Origin of the sequence: Psychrobacter proteolyticus, assembly GCF_038155145.1 — a bacterium.
Taxonomy (GTDB): domain Bacteria; phylum Pseudomonadota; class Gammaproteobacteria; order Pseudomonadales; family Moraxellaceae; genus Psychrobacter; species Psychrobacter proteolyticus_B.
The window spans coordinates 299,686-316,901 of the sequence record NZ_JBAKAY010000002.1; the positions used below are offsets into that span (position 1 = coordinate 299,686).

General features: G+C 42.9%; 14 protein-coding genes. 9 read left to right on the forward strand and 5 right to left on the reverse strand.

Features of this window, described 5'->3' with window-relative positions; translation table 11 throughout:
* The first annotated feature begins 47 nt into the window (after nt 1–47).
* The 3 genes from V6252_RS03680 to V6252_RS03690 all read left to right on the forward strand — a co-directional run bounded on the left by V6252_RS03680 (nt 48) and on the right by V6252_RS03690 (nt 5,867).
* Nucleotides 48–1,505, forward strand: a complete 1,458-nt coding sequence (locus V6252_RS03680) for an alanine/glycine:cation symporter family protein (protein ID WP_341609322.1) — start codon at nt 48–50, stop codon at nt 1,503–1,505.
* Nucleotides 1,506–1,665: 160 nt separating this feature from the next.
* A complete protein-coding gene (gene ppc / locus V6252_RS03685) occupies nt 1,666–4,446 on the forward strand; it encodes a phosphoenolpyruvate carboxylase (RefSeq protein WP_341609323.1) in 2,781 nt (926 codons plus the stop codon).
* 257 nt (nt 4,447–4,703) lie between these two features.
* Nucleotides 4,704–5,867: a TauD/TfdA family dioxygenase gene (locus V6252_RS03690; protein ID WP_341609324.1), complete on the forward strand. Its 1,164-nt coding sequence runs from the start codon at nt 4,704–4,706 to the stop codon at nt 5,865–5,867.
* A 113-nt stretch (nt 5,868–5,980) separates the two neighbouring features.
* Here the strand turns inward: V6252_RS03690 and V6252_RS03695 are convergent, their stop codons facing one another.
* From V6252_RS03695 to V6252_RS03705, 3 genes are all read right to left on the reverse strand, one after another.
* Complete coding sequence (locus V6252_RS03695; protein WP_341609325.1) at nt 5,981–7,120, reverse strand: MFS transporter; 1,140 nt, start codon at nt 7,118–7,120, stop codon at nt 5,981–5,983.
* A gap of 78 nt (nt 7,121–7,198) precedes the next feature.
* Nucleotides 7,199–8,020 (reverse strand): MFS transporter, encoded by an 822-nt coding sequence (locus V6252_RS03700; protein ID WP_341609326.1) that lies wholly within the window; start codon nt 8,018–8,020, stop codon nt 7,199–7,201.
* Nucleotides 7,977–8,309 carry an MFS transporter gene (locus V6252_RS03705; protein WP_341609327.1) on the reverse strand — a complete coding sequence of 111 codons (333 nt, stop codon included), beginning with the start codon at nt 8,307–8,309 and terminating at the stop codon, nt 7,977–7,979. The genes V6252_RS03700 and V6252_RS03705 overlap by 44 nt, the downstream gene beginning before the upstream one ends.
* A 157-nt stretch (nt 8,310–8,466) precedes the next feature.
* Here V6252_RS03705 and V6252_RS03710 point away from each other — a divergent pair, with 157 nt between their 5' ends.
* The gene (locus V6252_RS03710; RefSeq protein ID WP_341609328.1) at nt 8,467–9,378 is read left to right on the forward strand and encodes a LysR family transcriptional regulator; all 912 of its coding nucleotides are present in this window, start codon (nt 8,467–8,469) and stop codon (nt 9,376–9,378) included.
* Nucleotides 9,379–9,492: 114 nt separating this feature from the next.
* Here the strand turns inward: V6252_RS03710 and V6252_RS03715 are convergent, their stop codons facing one another.
* Together V6252_RS03715 and V6252_RS03720 are read right to left on the reverse strand one after the other, a co-directional pair.
* Nucleotides 9,493–9,936, reverse strand: coding sequence for a hypothetical protein (locus tag V6252_RS03715; protein WP_341609329.1), 444 nt, complete (start codon nt 9,934–9,936; stop codon nt 9,493–9,495).
* A 94-nt stretch (nt 9,937–10,030) separates the two neighbouring features.
* Entirely contained in the window at nt 10,031–10,981 is a 951-nt protein-coding gene (locus V6252_RS03720; RefSeq protein WP_341609330.1) for a hypothetical protein, read from the reverse strand.
* Between the two features lie 241 nt (nt 10,982–11,222).
* Here V6252_RS03720 and V6252_RS03725 point away from each other — a divergent pair, with 241 nt between their 5' ends.
* The 5 genes from V6252_RS03725 (at nt 11,223) to prpC (ending at nt 17,077) form a co-directional block, all read left to right on the forward strand.
* Nucleotides 11,223–12,248 carry a LysR family transcriptional regulator gene (locus V6252_RS03725; protein ID WP_341609331.1) on the forward strand — a complete coding sequence of 342 codons (1,026 nt, stop codon included), beginning with the start codon at nt 11,223–11,225 and terminating at the stop codon, nt 12,246–12,248.
* Nucleotides 12,249–12,532: 284 nt separating this feature from the next.
* Nucleotides 12,533–13,819: an NRAMP family divalent metal transporter gene (locus V6252_RS03730; RefSeq protein WP_425355845.1), complete on the forward strand. Its 1,287-nt coding sequence runs from the start codon at nt 12,533–12,535 to the stop codon at nt 13,817–13,819.
* 383 nt (nt 13,820–14,202) lie between these two features.
* Entirely contained in the window at nt 14,203–15,096 is an 894-nt protein-coding gene (prpB, locus tag V6252_RS03735) for a methylisocitrate lyase (protein WP_114700000.1), read from the forward strand.
* A gap of 100 nt (nt 15,097–15,196) precedes the next feature.
* Complete coding sequence (locus V6252_RS03740; RefSeq protein ID WP_341609332.1) at nt 15,197–15,853, forward strand: DUF2059 domain-containing protein; 657 nt, start codon at nt 15,197–15,199, stop codon at nt 15,851–15,853.
* Nucleotides 15,854–15,949: 96 nt separating this feature from the next.
* A complete protein-coding gene (gene prpC / locus V6252_RS03745; RefSeq protein WP_341609333.1) occupies nt 15,950–17,077 on the forward strand; it encodes a bifunctional 2-methylcitrate synthase/citrate synthase in 1,128 nt (375 codons plus the stop codon).
* The last annotated feature ends 139 nt before the right edge of the window (nt 17,078–17,216 follow it).

Genomic DNA, 17,216 nt, shown 5'->3' on the forward strand with positions numbered 1-17,216 from the left:
CCACGCCCAAGTCAGCATAACCGAAAACACTACAAGGAAGTAAAGTTATGGAAAATATCATCAATACTATCGTCGGGTATATTTGGAGTGACGCCCTAGTTTATCTTGCGTTAGGTGTCGGCATATATTTTACGATTATGACTCGTGCCGTACAAATCCGTTATTTCAAAGAAATGATTAGGCTGTTGTTCGACAAACAAAGCTCATCAGCTGGGATTAGCTCCTTCCAAGCTTTCTGTATGGCGCTATCAGGACGTATTGGTGTGGGTAATATCGCTGGGGTTGCAACAGCCATTGCAGCAGGTGGCCCTGGCGCGGTATTTTGGATGATTTTCATGGGTGTGTTAGGTGGTGCTAGCGCTTTTATTGAGTCTACCTTAGCGCAGGTATACAAACATAAGGTCGGTGATCAATATCGTGGCGGCTCCCCTTTTTATATTGAAAGAGGATTGAAGCTAAAACCTTTTGCTATCATCGTCGCTATCGTGACCTGTCTATCTTACGGTGTGTTAGTGCCTGGTGTTCAGGCCAATACCATTGCGGACTCTTTTAATACAGCATTTAATATACCACCCGTTGTAACAGGAATTATCCTTGTCGTACTACTAGGTATCATTATATTTGGCGGTGTGAAGCGTATTGCTAATTTTGCAGGAAAAGTCGTACCTGTCATGGCAATCGGTTATATCCTCATGATGGTGATTGTATTGGCATTTAACGCTCAAAATATCCCTGCAATGTTTGCACTTATCTTTAAGAGCGCTTTTGGCATGGATGCAGTGTTTGGTGGTATGGTTGGGACCGCTATCTCTTGGGGCGTACGCCGTGCTGTTTTCTCAAACGTTGCGGGTGCTGGTGAGGCGACCTTTAGCTCAGCGGCAGCCGAAGTATCACATCCTGCCAAACAAGGTTTAGTGCAAAGCTTCTCTATCTACATCGATACGGTGCTTGTCTGTACTGCAACAGCGTTGATGATTCTATCAACTGGCATGTATAACGTGGTGACCCCTGAAGGTATAACCCTAGTTGATAATATGCCTGGTGTTGAAGCTGGTACGGCATTTACCCAAGCCGCCGTATCTACTGTCTTTAACCAGTATGGAAGTGGCTTTGTTGCGATTGCTATCTTTTTATTCGCTTTCACCTGCTTGGTTGCTTATTACTATATCGCCGAAACTACGTTGGTCTATTTGGACAATAAACTGCGCTACCCCATTCTCAAACATGTACTCAAACTGGTCTTTTTAATCGTTTGTTTCACTGGTAGTGTTCAGTCAATCGGTATGATGTGGGCGTTAGGTGATATAGGGTTTGGCAGTATGTGCTACTTGAATTTCATTGCCATTTTACTGCTAAGTAAAGTTGCTCTAAAAGTTCTAAAAGACTACGACGAGCAGATGAAATTAGGTATAAACCCTGTCTTTGACCCTAGAAAGGCTGGAGTGGATAATGCGGACTTTTGGATAGAATATAGCAATGAGCATGGTCACAAAAAATCGCTCTAACAATAGTGCATTAGAGGTCTGCCAGTATCTACTAGTAAAAAAGTTGCTATCAACATCAAGCAGGCCTCACCTATTTATGTTAAATTGCAAAAAACCATAAGGATATTACGTATAAGATAACCATAGTATTGTATCCATTCATTTGATAGGAAGGTTGAAGATGACACTAGATAACAACGTACTACGTAAACGCACTAGCTTGTTGGGTTCATTATTAGGTGATGCTATTTCTCGCCAATCTGGTGAGCAGACGTTAGATACGATTGAGACGCTGCGCAAAGGCTTTATTCAACAGCGTCGTGAGCCGAATGAGGCACATAAACAGCAGCTTATCGATTTTATTGCTTCTTTAGACAATCAAACCTTAAAAAACGTCATACGCGGCTTTTCTATCTATTTTTTCCTAGCCAATCTAAGCGAAGAGAATTACTTGCGTGAGCAGCGTCACGCGCAGCGTATGCAATCTGAGCAAAGCTGGGAAGGATCATTTCGTCGTACCTTACTTGAGTGTCGTGAACGCAATATTGAGCCTGCTCAAATGCAAGAGCTGATTGATCAGCTGAAGTTTACACCTGTATTTACGGCGCATCCTACCGAAGCGCGCCGCCGTACTACGATGAATATCTTACAAAGTCTATTCACGCATAGCGACGCTTTAAATAACGTGTCTGAAAACAGCTTCGCCTACGAGCAAGCTAAAGAACAAACTGCGCAAACGATTGATCTATTATGGTCGTCTGACGAAGTGCGCACCCGTAAGCCGTTGGTATATGATGAGATTAACAATGGCTTGCATTACTTTAATGCCAGTTTGTTCAATGCCATTCCTAAAGTATATCGTAATATCAAAAAAGCCATTGTCGATATCTATCCGGAGCTTACAGACTATCCACTGCCTGCATTTATGAGCTTTGGCTCATGGATTGGTGGTGATAGAGATGGCAATCCTTTTGTGACTTTTGAGACCACAGAACTTGCCGTATTGATGCATGCGGATACCGTGCTGCGTCACTATCAAGTGCTACTCAAAAAACTGCGCAGACAGCTGATTCATAGTGACACTATTGTCACCGTTTCACCTGACATATATGCCAAAATCAAAAATTATGATGAGCTCGATCAACGTGTGTTTGACTATAACCTCGATGACTATGGCAATGAGCCATATCGTCGCCTACTCTCTATCATTCTGACTAAAGTCAAAGCCACCAATCGCCGCATCCAAAGCAAAGGCACGGACATCGAAGCTGAAAAGGACGCCTATGCCAATCCAGAAAAATTACTAGAAGACCTGCGCATTATCCGTCAAAGTGTCAATACACACGATACGGCACACAGCGATGGATTACTACTAGATGTCATTCGTTTGGTCAAAACTTGCGGCTTTCATTTGGCAGCGCTCGATATCCGTCAAGAGTCGTCATACCATGGCGAAGTGATTGCAGATATCTTTGCCAGTGCCTCCAACCTGCCTGATTATCAAACGCTAAGCGAAACCGAACGTCAAGAATGGCTCACACGATTGCTAGAAAAACCAGGCACGCCGCTTATCTATACTGACAACCTGACAGACAAAACGCGTGAGCAATTGTCACTGATGAATTCGGTCGCTACTCTACGCAAACTGGTGGGACAAGCTACTTTTGGTAGCTATGTTATCTCGATGACCAATAATGCTAGCCAGCTACTAGAAGTATTGCTGCTCATGCGGTTTGCAGGCTTATGCAGAATTGATGACGAAGGTCAATTGTCTGCTGATTTGCCAGTTGCGCCGTTGTTCGAAACTATCGAAGATCTCAAAAATATCGATAAAATCTTGCCTGCCGTGTTAGACAATCCACTGTATCGTGGACTGCTACAGAACACGGACAATACGCAAGAGATCATGTTGGGTTATTCAGACTCATCAAAAGACGGCGGCATTATCACCTCTGCTTGGCAGCTTTATAGTGCACAGCAAACCATTAATAACATTGCTGAGCAATATGGTATAAAAACACGCTTGTTCCATGGTCGAGGCGGTTCTGTGAGCCGTGGTGGTGGATCAACGCACAAAGCCATTGCGGCACAGCCAGCAGGCACGCTGCATGGGCAGATTAAGGTAACTGAGCAAGGCGAAGTGCTCTATGCCAAGTATGCCAATACAGATACTGCCGTGTTTGAGCTGACCATGGCTATTACAGGTACACTCAAAGCCTGCTCAACAAGGTTTGTGGTACAACCGACTGAGTTGCCAGAGTATGAAGCGCTGTTTGCACAGCTGGCAGATGCTGGCGAACAGCGTTATCGCGAGCTGACCGATCGTACCGAAGGGTTTTATAAATTCTATTCCGAGGTGACCCCAGTACAAGAAATCTCGTTATTAAACATTGGCTCACGTCCTGCCCATCGCAAAAAAGGCCTACCAAGTAAAACCACCTTGCGAGCGATTCCTTGGGTATTTGGCTGGTCATTGGCACGCTTTACCCTACCTGCTTGGTATGGCGTAGGCAGTGCATTAGATAGCGTCAAAAAAGACGAAGCATTGATGAAAGAGATGAATCAGCATTGGCCTTTCTTTAGCGTATTTATCAGTAATATCGAGATGGCCTTTACCAAAGCCAACATGAATATCGCTGAGGCTTATAGCCAACTGTGTGATGATAAGCCGTTACGCGAAAAAATCATGACAGCGGTCACCGATGAATACACGCTGACCAATTCAGGATTAAACTCTCTGCTTGAACAAGACTCTTTATTATCCAATCAGCAAAACCTTGCTTCATCCCTGCAGTGGCGAGACGCTTATCTAGATCCTATTAACTATATCCAGATTGAGCTGTTAAAGCGTGCCAGACAACAAGACACCCCAAACGATTCGGCACATGGCGACCTTAATGTAGAAGATCCATTAATCCGTAGTATCAATGCGCTAGCTGCAGGGTTACGAAATACTGGTTAGGGTAGATTTTCGATAAGTAGCTTTCGGATAAATAAAAAGCTTATACCAATTGTCGCAAATATTAAGGCTTCGTTCGCGAAGCCTTAATTTTATTCAAAACCCTTAAGAAAATATCTCACCAGATATCAATCGCAGTTTAGTACTGCGTTGATTGATATTGCCTATTAGGTGATTCGTAATTCATTGTTTGAATAACCGATCCGAACAAGATACCGTAAAATATATTTTTACTTCATGTATATGTAGGGTCTGCTCCAATGGAAACGCCTCAATTAACACCATCTTTAGACATCGCAGCAATTGATTGCCATATAGAATCCGTTGCGCTCATTGACCGCGCTATTCAAATACGCTGGAATGATGGTATCGACAGTACGTATCACTATATCTGGCTGCGTGATAACTGCCCATCGGCTTTTCATCCGCACACTGGCGAGCGTAGCTTTGATTTGCTGAGTGTCTCAAAAGATATTCATCCACTCTCTGTCTCTTTTGATGATACAACGCTGACAATTGAATGGTCAGAACAGGCGCATATCAGCCACTTTGAACAAAGCTGGTTACGTGAGTCTGGGTATTCTAGTGCGTTGGCCAAGGATCATAGCAGTCCTTATGAAAGCTGGGATGGCACGTTTATTGACCACATTCCGATGTATGACCAACAGAGCATCATGACCAGTGACAGCGCTTTATATGAGTGGATGAGTGCGCTGGATAAATATGGGCTTACTATTATTGATAATATGCCAGATGACTCTGATGCTGGCGTACAGACAGCCATGCGAGTCGATTATCTGCGGCAAACTAATTTTGGCATGACCTTTGATGTCATATCAGAGAAGTCGCCGATTAATTTGGCTTATACCTCGCTCTCATTACCGTTGCATACCGACTTGCCAAATCAGGAACTGCCTCCAGGCTATCAATTTTTGCATTTTTTGAGTAATGAAAGCATAGGCGGCGAATCTACTTTCGTAGACGGATTAAAGGTGTTAGAAGGGTTACGAGAAGAGCAGCCTGAATACTTTCGCTTGCTTGCCGAATATGCCATCCCCTTTCGTTTTCATGACACTGCCCATGATATCCGTGAGCACCATCCCGTCATTAATTTAGACAACTTTGGTAATATTGTGGAAATCAAATACAACGCCCATCTTGCAGATGTTTTTGATTTGCCAAGCGACGTTATGTACGACTACTACCTTGCTTATCGAGAGCTGATGGCTCGATTAAAAGACAGTCGCTATAAGATTGAGTTAAAACTAGCGGCTGGTCAAATGGTGGTTTTTGATAACCGCCGAGTCCTGCATGGGCGTAACGCATTTGATGAAAACGTCGGTGAGCGTCGTCTCAAAGGCTGTTATGTTGACCGCTCAGAGTTTAAAAGCCGTTTACGAACGCTTAAAAAGCAACTGGCTTAAAATGATCCGCAAGCTAGCTTATGCTGTGATTGTGATATAGATAGCATCAGTGTCTGCTGATGACTTTAAGATGCTTCCCTTCATGTTTTCTTATGGAAAGTATAAACGTTCTATCAAGCAGCTTTACGACCTTTCACAAATAAAACTATGCTAATAATGACGCTGAACACGCTACACATAATAAACACGTTGTGCGCGCCGCCCGGCATGTACTCCATAAATGATGTGAAGAACTGACCCGAAAACACTGCCATCGTAAAGTAAGATAAGTTACGGCCACGTACTTTAGCAGCACTTAGCTCGACGGTCATATGGTTCAACAGCGGAATACTAAAACCAAAGCCAATGCCGATCAATAGCGCGCCTAATGCTAATAGCAAGGCACTGGTTTGCGTAAAGCAAATATACGATAACGCAAATGCGAAAAAGGCCAATGCCAATACTTTGGGTTCATTCAACCATTTGATTATTTTTGGCATAAAGCCTGCAGTAACGACCGCCACCAAGGATATAAACGCCAATAGTTGACCGATTTGTGATTCGTTATAGCCCAACTCATGCATGGTGATGGGCAATAACACGGTTGAGGTGAAAAAGATGGTCATCGCTAAAGTTGAGATAAGATACACATTTTTTAGAGATAGACCACTAATAATAGTTTTACTATCGTCCTCGGCAATCTGCTCGTTGTTTACAGCAGTTGCATGATGCCGTGGTACAAACAGTAGCAGCATTGCTAAGAATACCCACGCTACTAAATAAATCGATAGCGGCAATGCCCAAAACTGTGAAGCCAACAAACCACCCAAGAATAAGAAGATGACCCCGCCCAACTCAATGGACATCCCTTGCTTGGCAATCATCTTTAAGCGAGCCTCCCCCTGATACCACGTGGAGATTAGTACCGTACAGCTCGCCATGACGACTGCCGTTATACCACCCAATAGAAACCGATTGCTAAACACCTGTGCTGGTCCATGTAAGAGATAAGCACTGGCACCTGCAAGTCCGTATAAAAACAAACCAATCATCAAGAGTTTGTACGCGCCATATTTATCGATCAACTTGCCAGCCAGTGGCGCAAATACCACCGCACCTAATGAGGGCAAGGTAATTAATAGCACGCTGTTGCCGGTAATACCCAAGCCTGCCGAAATGCTAACCAAGCCGGGTGCCAGTAATGTGCCGACCATAATGGTCAAACTGGCAATACACAGTAAGGTAAGACTGCCTGCGGTTTTTAATTGGTTCATATGTGTCCTTAGACGATAAGAAGTAACATCGATTTATCAGTAATCTCGTACTAATCAATACCTACGTACTGATATCGCTTATTTTTTGGCGAATGAATTAAATATTGCGCTGATGATGATAAAGACGATGCTGACCACCACTACTCCTGGCCATTGGTATAAGGCAAAAGCTTTGACACCCGCCATAGACCCCAATGCCCCACCTGTGTAGTAACCCAACATATAAATACCGTTGATGCGGCTTTGAGCTGCCGGATCGATACTAAAAACGCGAACCTGATTGGCCACTTGCGCACTGAACACAGCAAAATCGATTAAGATAATACCGACAATCAGCGACACCAAATTACCTGCGAACAATCCTGTAATAGCAAAGCCTATGGCAGCTAATGCCAACGCAATCATTACTAAGGTTTTAGAGCCTAATCTATTGACCCATTTGCCAGAGGATTTAGCCCCTATCACGCCTGCCAGTGCAATCACACCAAACAATCCTGCTTGCTGTGCATTGTAATTAAAAGGCGCATCGCTAACATAAATCGCCAGTGTTGCCCACAGTACATTGAATGAGGCAAACCAAAATGCGCCTGCAAGGGTGAATTTTTGCAGGGATTCATGTTTTATAAACAGTGCCAAGCTACTTTTGATAAGCGGAAAGTAACGCAGGGTGGTTTGTGGGGTGTTGGTTGGCAAAAATACGCGCAGTAATACCCCAAAGATAGCGGCAAGTGCTGCAGACATCACAAACACACTGCGCCAACCGAACTGCTCCCCTACAAACCCACTTAAGGTTCTAGATAGCAATATACCAATGGTTAACCCCATCATCAGAGTACCGAGGGTTGCACCTTTGTTTTCAGGAGACACCATGGATGCAGCAAACGGAATGAATCGCTGCAAAAATACAAGCCGCTACTAATAAGCACGACAGGATACCAATCAGGCGTCTACGCGCAATCGAATCGCCCAACGGTGAGAGGAATAGTAAAGCAAAGGCATAACCAAACTGCGTCAATGCCGGAATACTACCCAATTGTGAGTCGGTCAAATCAAACTCATGACCGATGAGCGGTAAAATCGGCTGGTTGTAATAAAGGTTGGCGGCGGTTGCGGCAGTCATTAACAGTAAAATAAATCGGCTTAACGACTGGCTTGACGGTTGGTTCAGTACGGGTACTGGCTTATCCATTGCTATCTCGGCTCAATAAATCATGCCGCAAGTATAGAATCTATCAAACCATAACAAAAATGATAGTATATGATTGAATCCATACAAATACTGTATAGATGAAAAATAAGACTGAGCAAGATTTTGATGAAAGGTATTAATAAAAGAGATTAACGATATGGATATAAAAACACTCAAAAGCTTTATGGCCGTGGCCAAGCACCAGAGTTTTTCGGAAGCGGCGCGTGAGCTGTATACCGTACAACCTGCCATCAGTCGCCATATCTCATCGTTAGAGACAGAGTTAGGCGTTGTGCTGTTTAACCGTACTTCTCGTGAGGTGACTATTACACCCGCTGGCGAGCAACTACTAAAAGACGCTGCTGTTATTTTGACCTTAGCAGAACAAGCAAAGACACAAGTTAAACGAGCACATGATGGACAAGTCGGCACACTCAATATTGCGCATTTAAGCTCAGCTTGTTTGACCTTTATGGCTAAACTGGTACGCAGTTATAAAGAAAAATTTCCACATGTGCATGTGTCATTATTTGAGATGACGGTAACCGAACAGATAGAAGCGTTCAACAATGACCGCATCGATATTGCTTTCTCAAGACCATTGCCGAGCGCTATTGCCGACGATTTTATCAGCCATAGTATTTATATCGATAAATTGGTGGCGATTGTGAACCAGAGCCATGCATTAGCCAATCAAAAAACCATTGATTTGGCGCAGCTGAAAGATGATAGGTTTATTATTTTTAACCGTGATGAAGCAGTTGGTCTATTTGATGAAACAATCATGCTATGCAGACAAGCTGGGTTTTCGCCCAATATCATCAGTCAACCCAAGCACATGCAGACATTGGTAACCGAGGTAGCGGCCGGTTTAGGAGTAGCGATTGCGCCTTACTGCGTACGCAAACTGTATAGCGATGGCTGTCACTTTATAATGCTAAACAATGTCAGCACCCACATACCCGTGCATATCCAATACAAGCAGACTAATAAAAGTGCGACAATTGCCGCTTTCGTCGCGGTAGCGTTAAACGCGACAGATAACATACAGCAAAGCATGAAGCACTGAGCCCACAAAAAAGCCCCATTTCTCTTCTCTTATGTTTATAGAGGAGAAATGGGGCTTAATATTATTCACTTACTGACTTATAGCTATCAATATAACATAGCGCTAATAGCAGCCCTAATAACTGGATTCACGATATAAGGTTTTATGCGCTTCTACTCTAAAGTCTTCAATGCTAATGGTAGGCGTAATACCATGTGTGCTATAGGTAGCTTGTTTAAGCTGTCCTTCATCACGAAATAGTACATTTTGAGCTTCTTGTTTGAAGTCATCATAACTAATGACATCATTCTCTTGATAAATATCAGAGATTACATAGTCGCTTTGGCTATACGATTGTGATGGAATGTTATTAAGACTGCTTTTTGTCGCAATATTGCTTGCCGTTAAACCGTTATTGGTGAACGATGCTTGAGATAGCGTAGAAGCAGTAAGGTCAAATAGATACATAGCTAGTAGAACAATAAAGACAATGCTGGCGATAAAGAAAAAATGCCTGCGTGGTCTAATGTTTTTTGATTTAGTAGCACTACCGATACTAATGTTATTTAAATTACTCATAGCTACGTACCAGTTCAACTCACGTTATCAACGGTACATGACCGTGTATCCTATGTGTTGTCTAATGGGTTAAACTAAACGAAACATCACCATTCTAATCGTTAGTTTCTCTATACAATGTGGTTTGTGACTCTTGCCTAAAATCATCATAGGTAATAGCAGCTTCCTCAGTTCCCGAAACAGCAACATCGTCTCCTGTTGTAGAATTTTCAGGATTCAACTCTAGTTCATTAGCAGCTGGCATGTCTGGTTTGCTATTATCTGAAGCACTCTGCTGGATGGATGCTGGTTGCTCACTTATAAGGTCAACGTCATCAGTAACTGTTTGGCTTTCGACAGGTGTTATTGTCTCAGTGTCAATAACTGGTGTACTGTCTTTCTCTACATGAGTATCAGCACTGTTACCTTTATCGTCAACAGCAGAAGTTGATAATATTCCTGAAAATATAAGCGTCACTATAATAGTAGCCAATACTATTGAGCCAACAACTATACCAATAACGATAAGTTTTTTGCTACTCTTTACATTGCTTTTGGTTACTACTTCCTCAACAGAGGTTGATTCTACTAAGTCTTCAATATTTATAGAGTCATTGTTAGACATGATACCTGTCGTAGGTTCACTGTAATGGGCGGTAGCAGCAGGCAAGTCCGTATCGTTACTATTTTCTGTGTATTCTGAATCTGCAGTATGTGAGCCGACATCACTAACACTACTATAGTCGTCATCCTCTATGCTCGGTATATGAGTTTGTGATACATTTTGATTTGAAAAATCAAAAGTTGCATTTACTTTTGATCCTTCATCGATATTTTGATCTTCAAACAGCTGTAACTCTTCTGTACTTAATGGTTCAAAAGCAGGAAGTTTTTGTGCGCCTTCCAATGGTTTCGAATTTTTTCTGTTACCATCTTCAGAGCTATGAACACGACTAATAAAACGTTCATAGATATCATTGTTGTTACGCTTACGCGACTTCTGGTGAACGATTTTAGCCAATTTTTCGTCAAAATCAGTACCGATGTCTTCTTTTTCGTCGCTCATAGAATAATACCAAACCAGTTTGTTCTACTGGCATTAAATGACTGCTAAGATGAAGTTTTGATTTTTCTTGCTAGAGTGTAACAGTGTTATCAGCACTCAATATAGTTGCTCATACCATTATCTTCAAGCACAATTTTTTTAATGTCACGAATATTTGTGCAAATTGTCTTCAACTACAGGATAAATAAGAAGTAAAAACAAATATCATGAAGACAACATAGACTATGACAGGCTCAATAGTATGGATTTAAAACAGCTTAATGCGTTTATCGCGGTTGCAGATTTGCGCAGTTTTAGCGCGGCCGCCACCAAGACAGGACTGTCACAGCCGAGTCTGAGTCGCTTGCTAAAACAGTTAGAGACTGACATGGGCGTGGTGCTTATTGATCGCTACCACAGGCCACTACATTTGACTGAAGCGGGCAGTTTTTTTTACGATAAAATAAGCACCATACTGACCGAGATTGACACTGTGACTAGTATGACTCAGCGTCTATCAGCACCCAGCAGCGTTTTAAATATAGGTTTTGTGCCCTCAGTGCTATATGGCCTGCTGCCTGAAATCATTGCCACGCTTAAACAGTTTAGCCCTAATATCGACGTTAATTTAAAAGACATCAGCTCATATCAACAAATGGATGCTCTCAAGTCTGGTGAGATTGATATTGGCTTTGGCCGATTTGCCCATCAAGACCCATGGATTCAGCAGATTCTGCTACGTCATGAACGCTACGTGGTGGCATTGCCAAAATCACATCCGCTTGCCAATGTACGCAAGCAGCGCTTGATAGACTTAGCGAACAATCGCTTAATTTTATACCATCAAACACATTTGCCAGTATCGTCCACGGTGACGACAGAGGCAGCAACCCAATCGAGCGATAAGTTATCTACAAGTAGAGTCAACCGTGCTGCTACTCATAAAGTGGCATCTAACGAGCCTATCACTGAGCCTTTACTACATCTATTTGCCCAGTATGGCATCTCACCTTTTATGACCACGACAGTCAGTGATTTGCAGGTAGCATTGGGACTGGTCGCGGCAGGAGAAGGTATTACATTGGTGCCTGCCAGCTTGCAAACCGTACGTACGGAACAGATCAGCTACCAACGTTTGGTTCATGAAAATGTCACCTCCCCTATTTATTTACACACCCTCAAAGACTTTGTACACCCAAAAATACCTGACTTGCTCACAGCCATTTATCACGTCTACGAACAGCGCGGCATTACTTATCGGCAGCAAAATTTTGTGTCACAGACCTAAATGGGCAGATATCCGATGAATATTGTGTTATAAAGAACCGCCAAAAATAATTCATTTTAAATATTGATATTATTTTATAAGTATGCTAACTAACAAGAATAGCAATGCAAACAAATAGTAATAATAACTAGAATAATCATTCTCCTAGACAGTGTTGGTGTGATAAAGTCGATACGATGTAAATCGTTTTATATTTAGACGGTTTATAGGACGTTCTTTTCTGATCATTGGCAAGCTGACACAGGTAAGTGATAATTTGCTGTTTTAACCATTTCGAGGTATTCATGTCCACACAACAACTCAACAACCCAAGTGCCCCTGACGATAGCGTTGCCTCGCAACAAGAGGGCTTTAGCTGGCGCATCTTTGGCCCAGGCATTTTGATGGCAACTGCTGCCATTGGTGGTTCGCATTTGATTTCATCAACACAGGCGGGCGCTATCTATGGCTGGCAATTGGCCATTATGATTGTATTGGCTAACGTGTTTAAGTATCCGTTTTTTCGCTTTGCAACTGACTACGTCTACGATACTGGCGAGAGTTTGATTGCCGGCTATGCCAAACGCTCAAAGGTATATCTTTGGGTATATTTTATTCTTTCTATCTTGTCAGCGGTTATTAGTACGGGTGCGGTTTCACTTATTGCTGCCGTAATTTTGGGCTTTATGTTGCCAGCCTCACTTGGTCTGTCGACAATGGCGTTATCTCTCATTATCGTCGCGGTCTCTTGGTTCTTTTTGATTGCAGGGCATTATAAATTGCTCGATGGTGTGACTAAATGGATTATGATTGCGCTTACCGCAGCTACCGTTGCTGCAGTTATCATTGCTGCTGGCAAGCCAACCGTTATGGCAGTAGATTTTGTGGCGGTCTCTCCTTGGAACCTAGCCACGTTGGGCTTCATCGTAGCACTCATGGGCTGGATGCCAGCACCGCTAGAATTTGCAGCGATTACCTCTATGTGGACCTCTGCCAAAGTCAAAGCAGATCACACCACGCATAGCCAAGGCTTGTTAGATTTTAATGTTGGCTATGCAGTTTCAGCGATATTGGCGTTGTTCTTCTTATCGTTAGGTGTGTTTGTCCAGTACGGATCAGGACAAGAGATTGAGTTGGTCGGCGGTGCTTATATCAACCAGTTAATCAATATGTATACCGCAACCATTGGTGAATGGTCGAGGCTACTGGTCGCTTTCGTCGCCTTTATGTGTATGTTTGGCACGACCATCACCTGTGCTGATGGCTATGGACGTGCTAATGCTGAATGCTGGCGTCTGCTAAAAGGTGAAAGCGAAATCAATAAAAAGCAGATCGCTTTTTGGACGACCTATGCTATCGGTGGTGGTCTAGTAATTATCACTTTCTTCACAGGACAACTAGGCGCTATGCTTAAGTTTGCCATGATATCGGCGTTCGTCTCTGCGCCTATTTTTGGTTGGTTAAACTACTCATTGGTTAAAAAGCATAAGAAACTGTCAGCAGGTATGAATGCTCTGTCTATCGCAGGCTTGATATTCTTGGCAGGCTTTGCATTATTGTTCTTGGCCAATCTTGCAGGTCTATTTTCTTAAGCTTTTGCTTAATTTAAAACTCAGCACTTAACAATCTTATTTAAGCGAAACATAAGCCCTAATAGCCTAGCTGTTGGGGCTTTTTAATGGGTGTCGTTAAATTAATGAAACAGTAATCATGAAGTAGCAAACTTAGTAATTGTAACTAAATGTAAAAAAACAATCTTTTAAAGGCTGTTGTTTTAAGCAATATGAATACTTATTATAAGAAATTACCAATAATTGTATAATGCTATTTGAATAATGAATACTATTAAAAAAACTACGTTCAATTATTATTTAAATTAAATATTAATTAAGAACCCAAACTTTTCAGGCATGAATAATTGAGTATAATCAACTACAACAATTAGAATATTTTCCCTCCATGTAAGGACAATCACATGACTTCATCTTCAGCAGGCGCGCGCTTTCGCAGTGCCCTCACTCAAAAAAATGATAACAACCAGCCATTACAGATTGCAGGCGCTATCAATGCCTATACAGCGATGATGGCGACCCAAGTTGGTCATCAAGCGTTGTACCTCTCTGGTGCTGGCGTGGCCAATGCCTCATTTGGTTTACCTGATCTTGGTATGACCAGCCTTGATAACGTACTAGAAGATGCACGCCGTATCACTGATGCAGTCGATACCCCGCTGCTTGTCGATATCGATACGGGCTTTGGTGGCGCATTTAACATCGCCCAAACCATCAGAAAGATGGAAAAAGCAGGCGTCGCGGCGGTACATATCGAAGACCAAGTGGCACAAAAACGTTGTGGTCATCGCCCCAACAAAGAAATCGTTAGTATCTCAGAAATGGTCGACCGTCTAAAAGCGGCGTTGGACGCAAAAACTGACCCTGACTTTGTAGTGATGGCTCGTACAGACGCCCTATCAGTAGAAGGTTTGGACGCTGCTGTTGAACGTGCCGTCGCATTTCAAGAAGCGGGCGCAGATATGATCTTTGCAGAAGCGCTAACCGATATAGAGATGTATCGTAAGTTCACTGATGTACTCGATATTCCAGTACTGGCAAACATGACAGAGTTTGGTCAGACAGATCTATATACCACTGACCAGTTGTATAGTGTGGGTGTCGAGATGGTGCTATATCCACTATCCGCTTTCCGCGCTATGAACAAAGCAGCATTGAACGTTTATCAGCATTTGTTAGATGATGGTACACAAGACAAAGTCGTCGATACTATGCAGACCCGTATGGAGCTCTATGATTTCTTGAACTATCATGAGTTTGAGCAGACACTAGACAAGCTATTTGCTGATAATAAGTAGTTAATAACTAATAATTGCCAATTAGCAACGCCGAAACGATAAACCACCTTTGTGGACTTTATCGTTTCAAAATCCGTCTTTATTTACCTTTAGGTTATTTATGCCATTTTTTACGTCTAATACTGTTGTTAAAACGTCACTACTTAGTAGCACGCTTGCGGCGCTGTTATTCATGACAGGCTGTGATAAAACACCAGAAACCGTCGACGATACTGCCAGTGATACGAGCGAAACTGTGGTTAGCGAAAGCGAAACTGCGCCATCAGAGACTGATGCTCAAAACGATTTGATCATGACGACGATTACATTAGATACCGTCAACAGCCTATTGTTTGCACCAATCATCAATAGCGGTGCGCTCAGTGAAGAGCAAGTTAGCTGCCTTGAGTCACGCGACAAAGATTTGGGTAAAGCGGAAGTCGATCGTTTTTATAAGAGTCAGTTTACCGATGCGGAGTTAAAAGAGTTAGATGACTTTTATACGTCGGATGTAGGTAAAAAACTGCTTGCTTTTGGCAATGAGCAATTACGTGTCATGAATGGCGAAGAGGTGGCAACGCCAATGGCTGACCCTACTCCAGAAGAAATGGCTGAGATTCAGACATTTATGGAGTCACCATTGGGTGCCAAATATATGAAGATCAACAATGCAGAAGGCGAAGGCAGCGCAATGGAAGTCTTAAATGGCCCTATTGAAGCGGAATTTGAGCGTTGTAAGGTCGATTTAGATGGGCCACAGCCTGAACAGCCTGCATAACGTTAAACTGCCGCTATAGTCAGTCATTAACCAATAAATTTATTATCAGAAACACCGTTTTCACTCAAAAAAGCTACCAACAAAAGGAATGTAAACATGGCAGCACAGAAAGAACTTTCAGGCGCAGGTCTACGTGGACAAGTCGCTGGTAAAACCTCTCTATCTACCGTTGGCAAATCAGGCTCTGGTCTGACCTATCGCGGTTATGATGTATCAGAGCTGGCAGATAAATGTATTTTTGAAGAAGTGGCATATTTGCTGTTATACGGCAACTTGCCTACTCAAAGCGAGCTTGACGCCTATCAAACTAAGCTCAAAAGCTTACGCGGCCTACCACAAGCATTAAAAGACGTACTTGAACGTATCCCAGCTGATGCGCATCCAATGGATGTGCTACGTACGGGCTGCTCTATGCTTGGCAACCTTGAGACCGAAACCGATTTTGCTCAGCAAAACGATCAAACTGACCGTATGCTAGCGGCCTTCCCGTCGATTATCAACTATTGGTATCGCTTTACCCACGATAATGTACGTATCGAGACCGATACAGATGATGCCACGATTGGCGGTCATTTCTTACATTTGCTCAAAGGCGAAAAACCAAACGAGCTACACGAAAAAGTGATGAACGTCTCGCTTATCCTTTATGCAGAGCATGAGTTTAACGCGTCGACCTTTACCGCTCGTGTGTGTGCATCCACCTTATCTGATATTCATTCTTGTATCACTGGTGCCATCGGTTCACTACGCGGTCCATTACATGGCGGAGCGAATGAAGCGGCGATGGATATGATTGAAGGCTTTAGCTCACCTGATGAAGCCGAAGAAGAAATGATGGGTATGCTGGCGCGTAAAGATAAAATCATGGGCTTTGGTCATGCGATCTATAGCGAGTCAGATCCGCGTAACGTGGTGATTAAAGGTTGGGCTGAGAAGCTAGCTGCTGATGTTGGTGACGAAGTGTTGTACCCAGTATCAGTACGCTGTGAAGAAGTCATGTGGCGTGAGAAGAAGCTGTTCTGTAATGCTGACTTTTTCCATGCATCTGCTTATCACTTTATGGGTATTCCAACCAAGCTATTCACACCTATCTTTGTCTGTTCACGCTTGACTGGTTGGGCAGCTCACGTGTTTGAGCAACGTGCCAATAACCGTATCATTCGTCCAAGTGCAGAATATACAGGTGAAGATCTGCGCCCAGTACCAGATATGAGTGCTCGTTAAACGGCTGTTATTTAGCAATTATTAAGATGATTTGTGCTAAATAATCTTATCAGCTAGCGGCAGTGTTAGCTGATACAGGTATGATGATTGAGCCTTGCTATGGTTTTTTTAGGTTTAATCGTCATACACTATCTTTTCT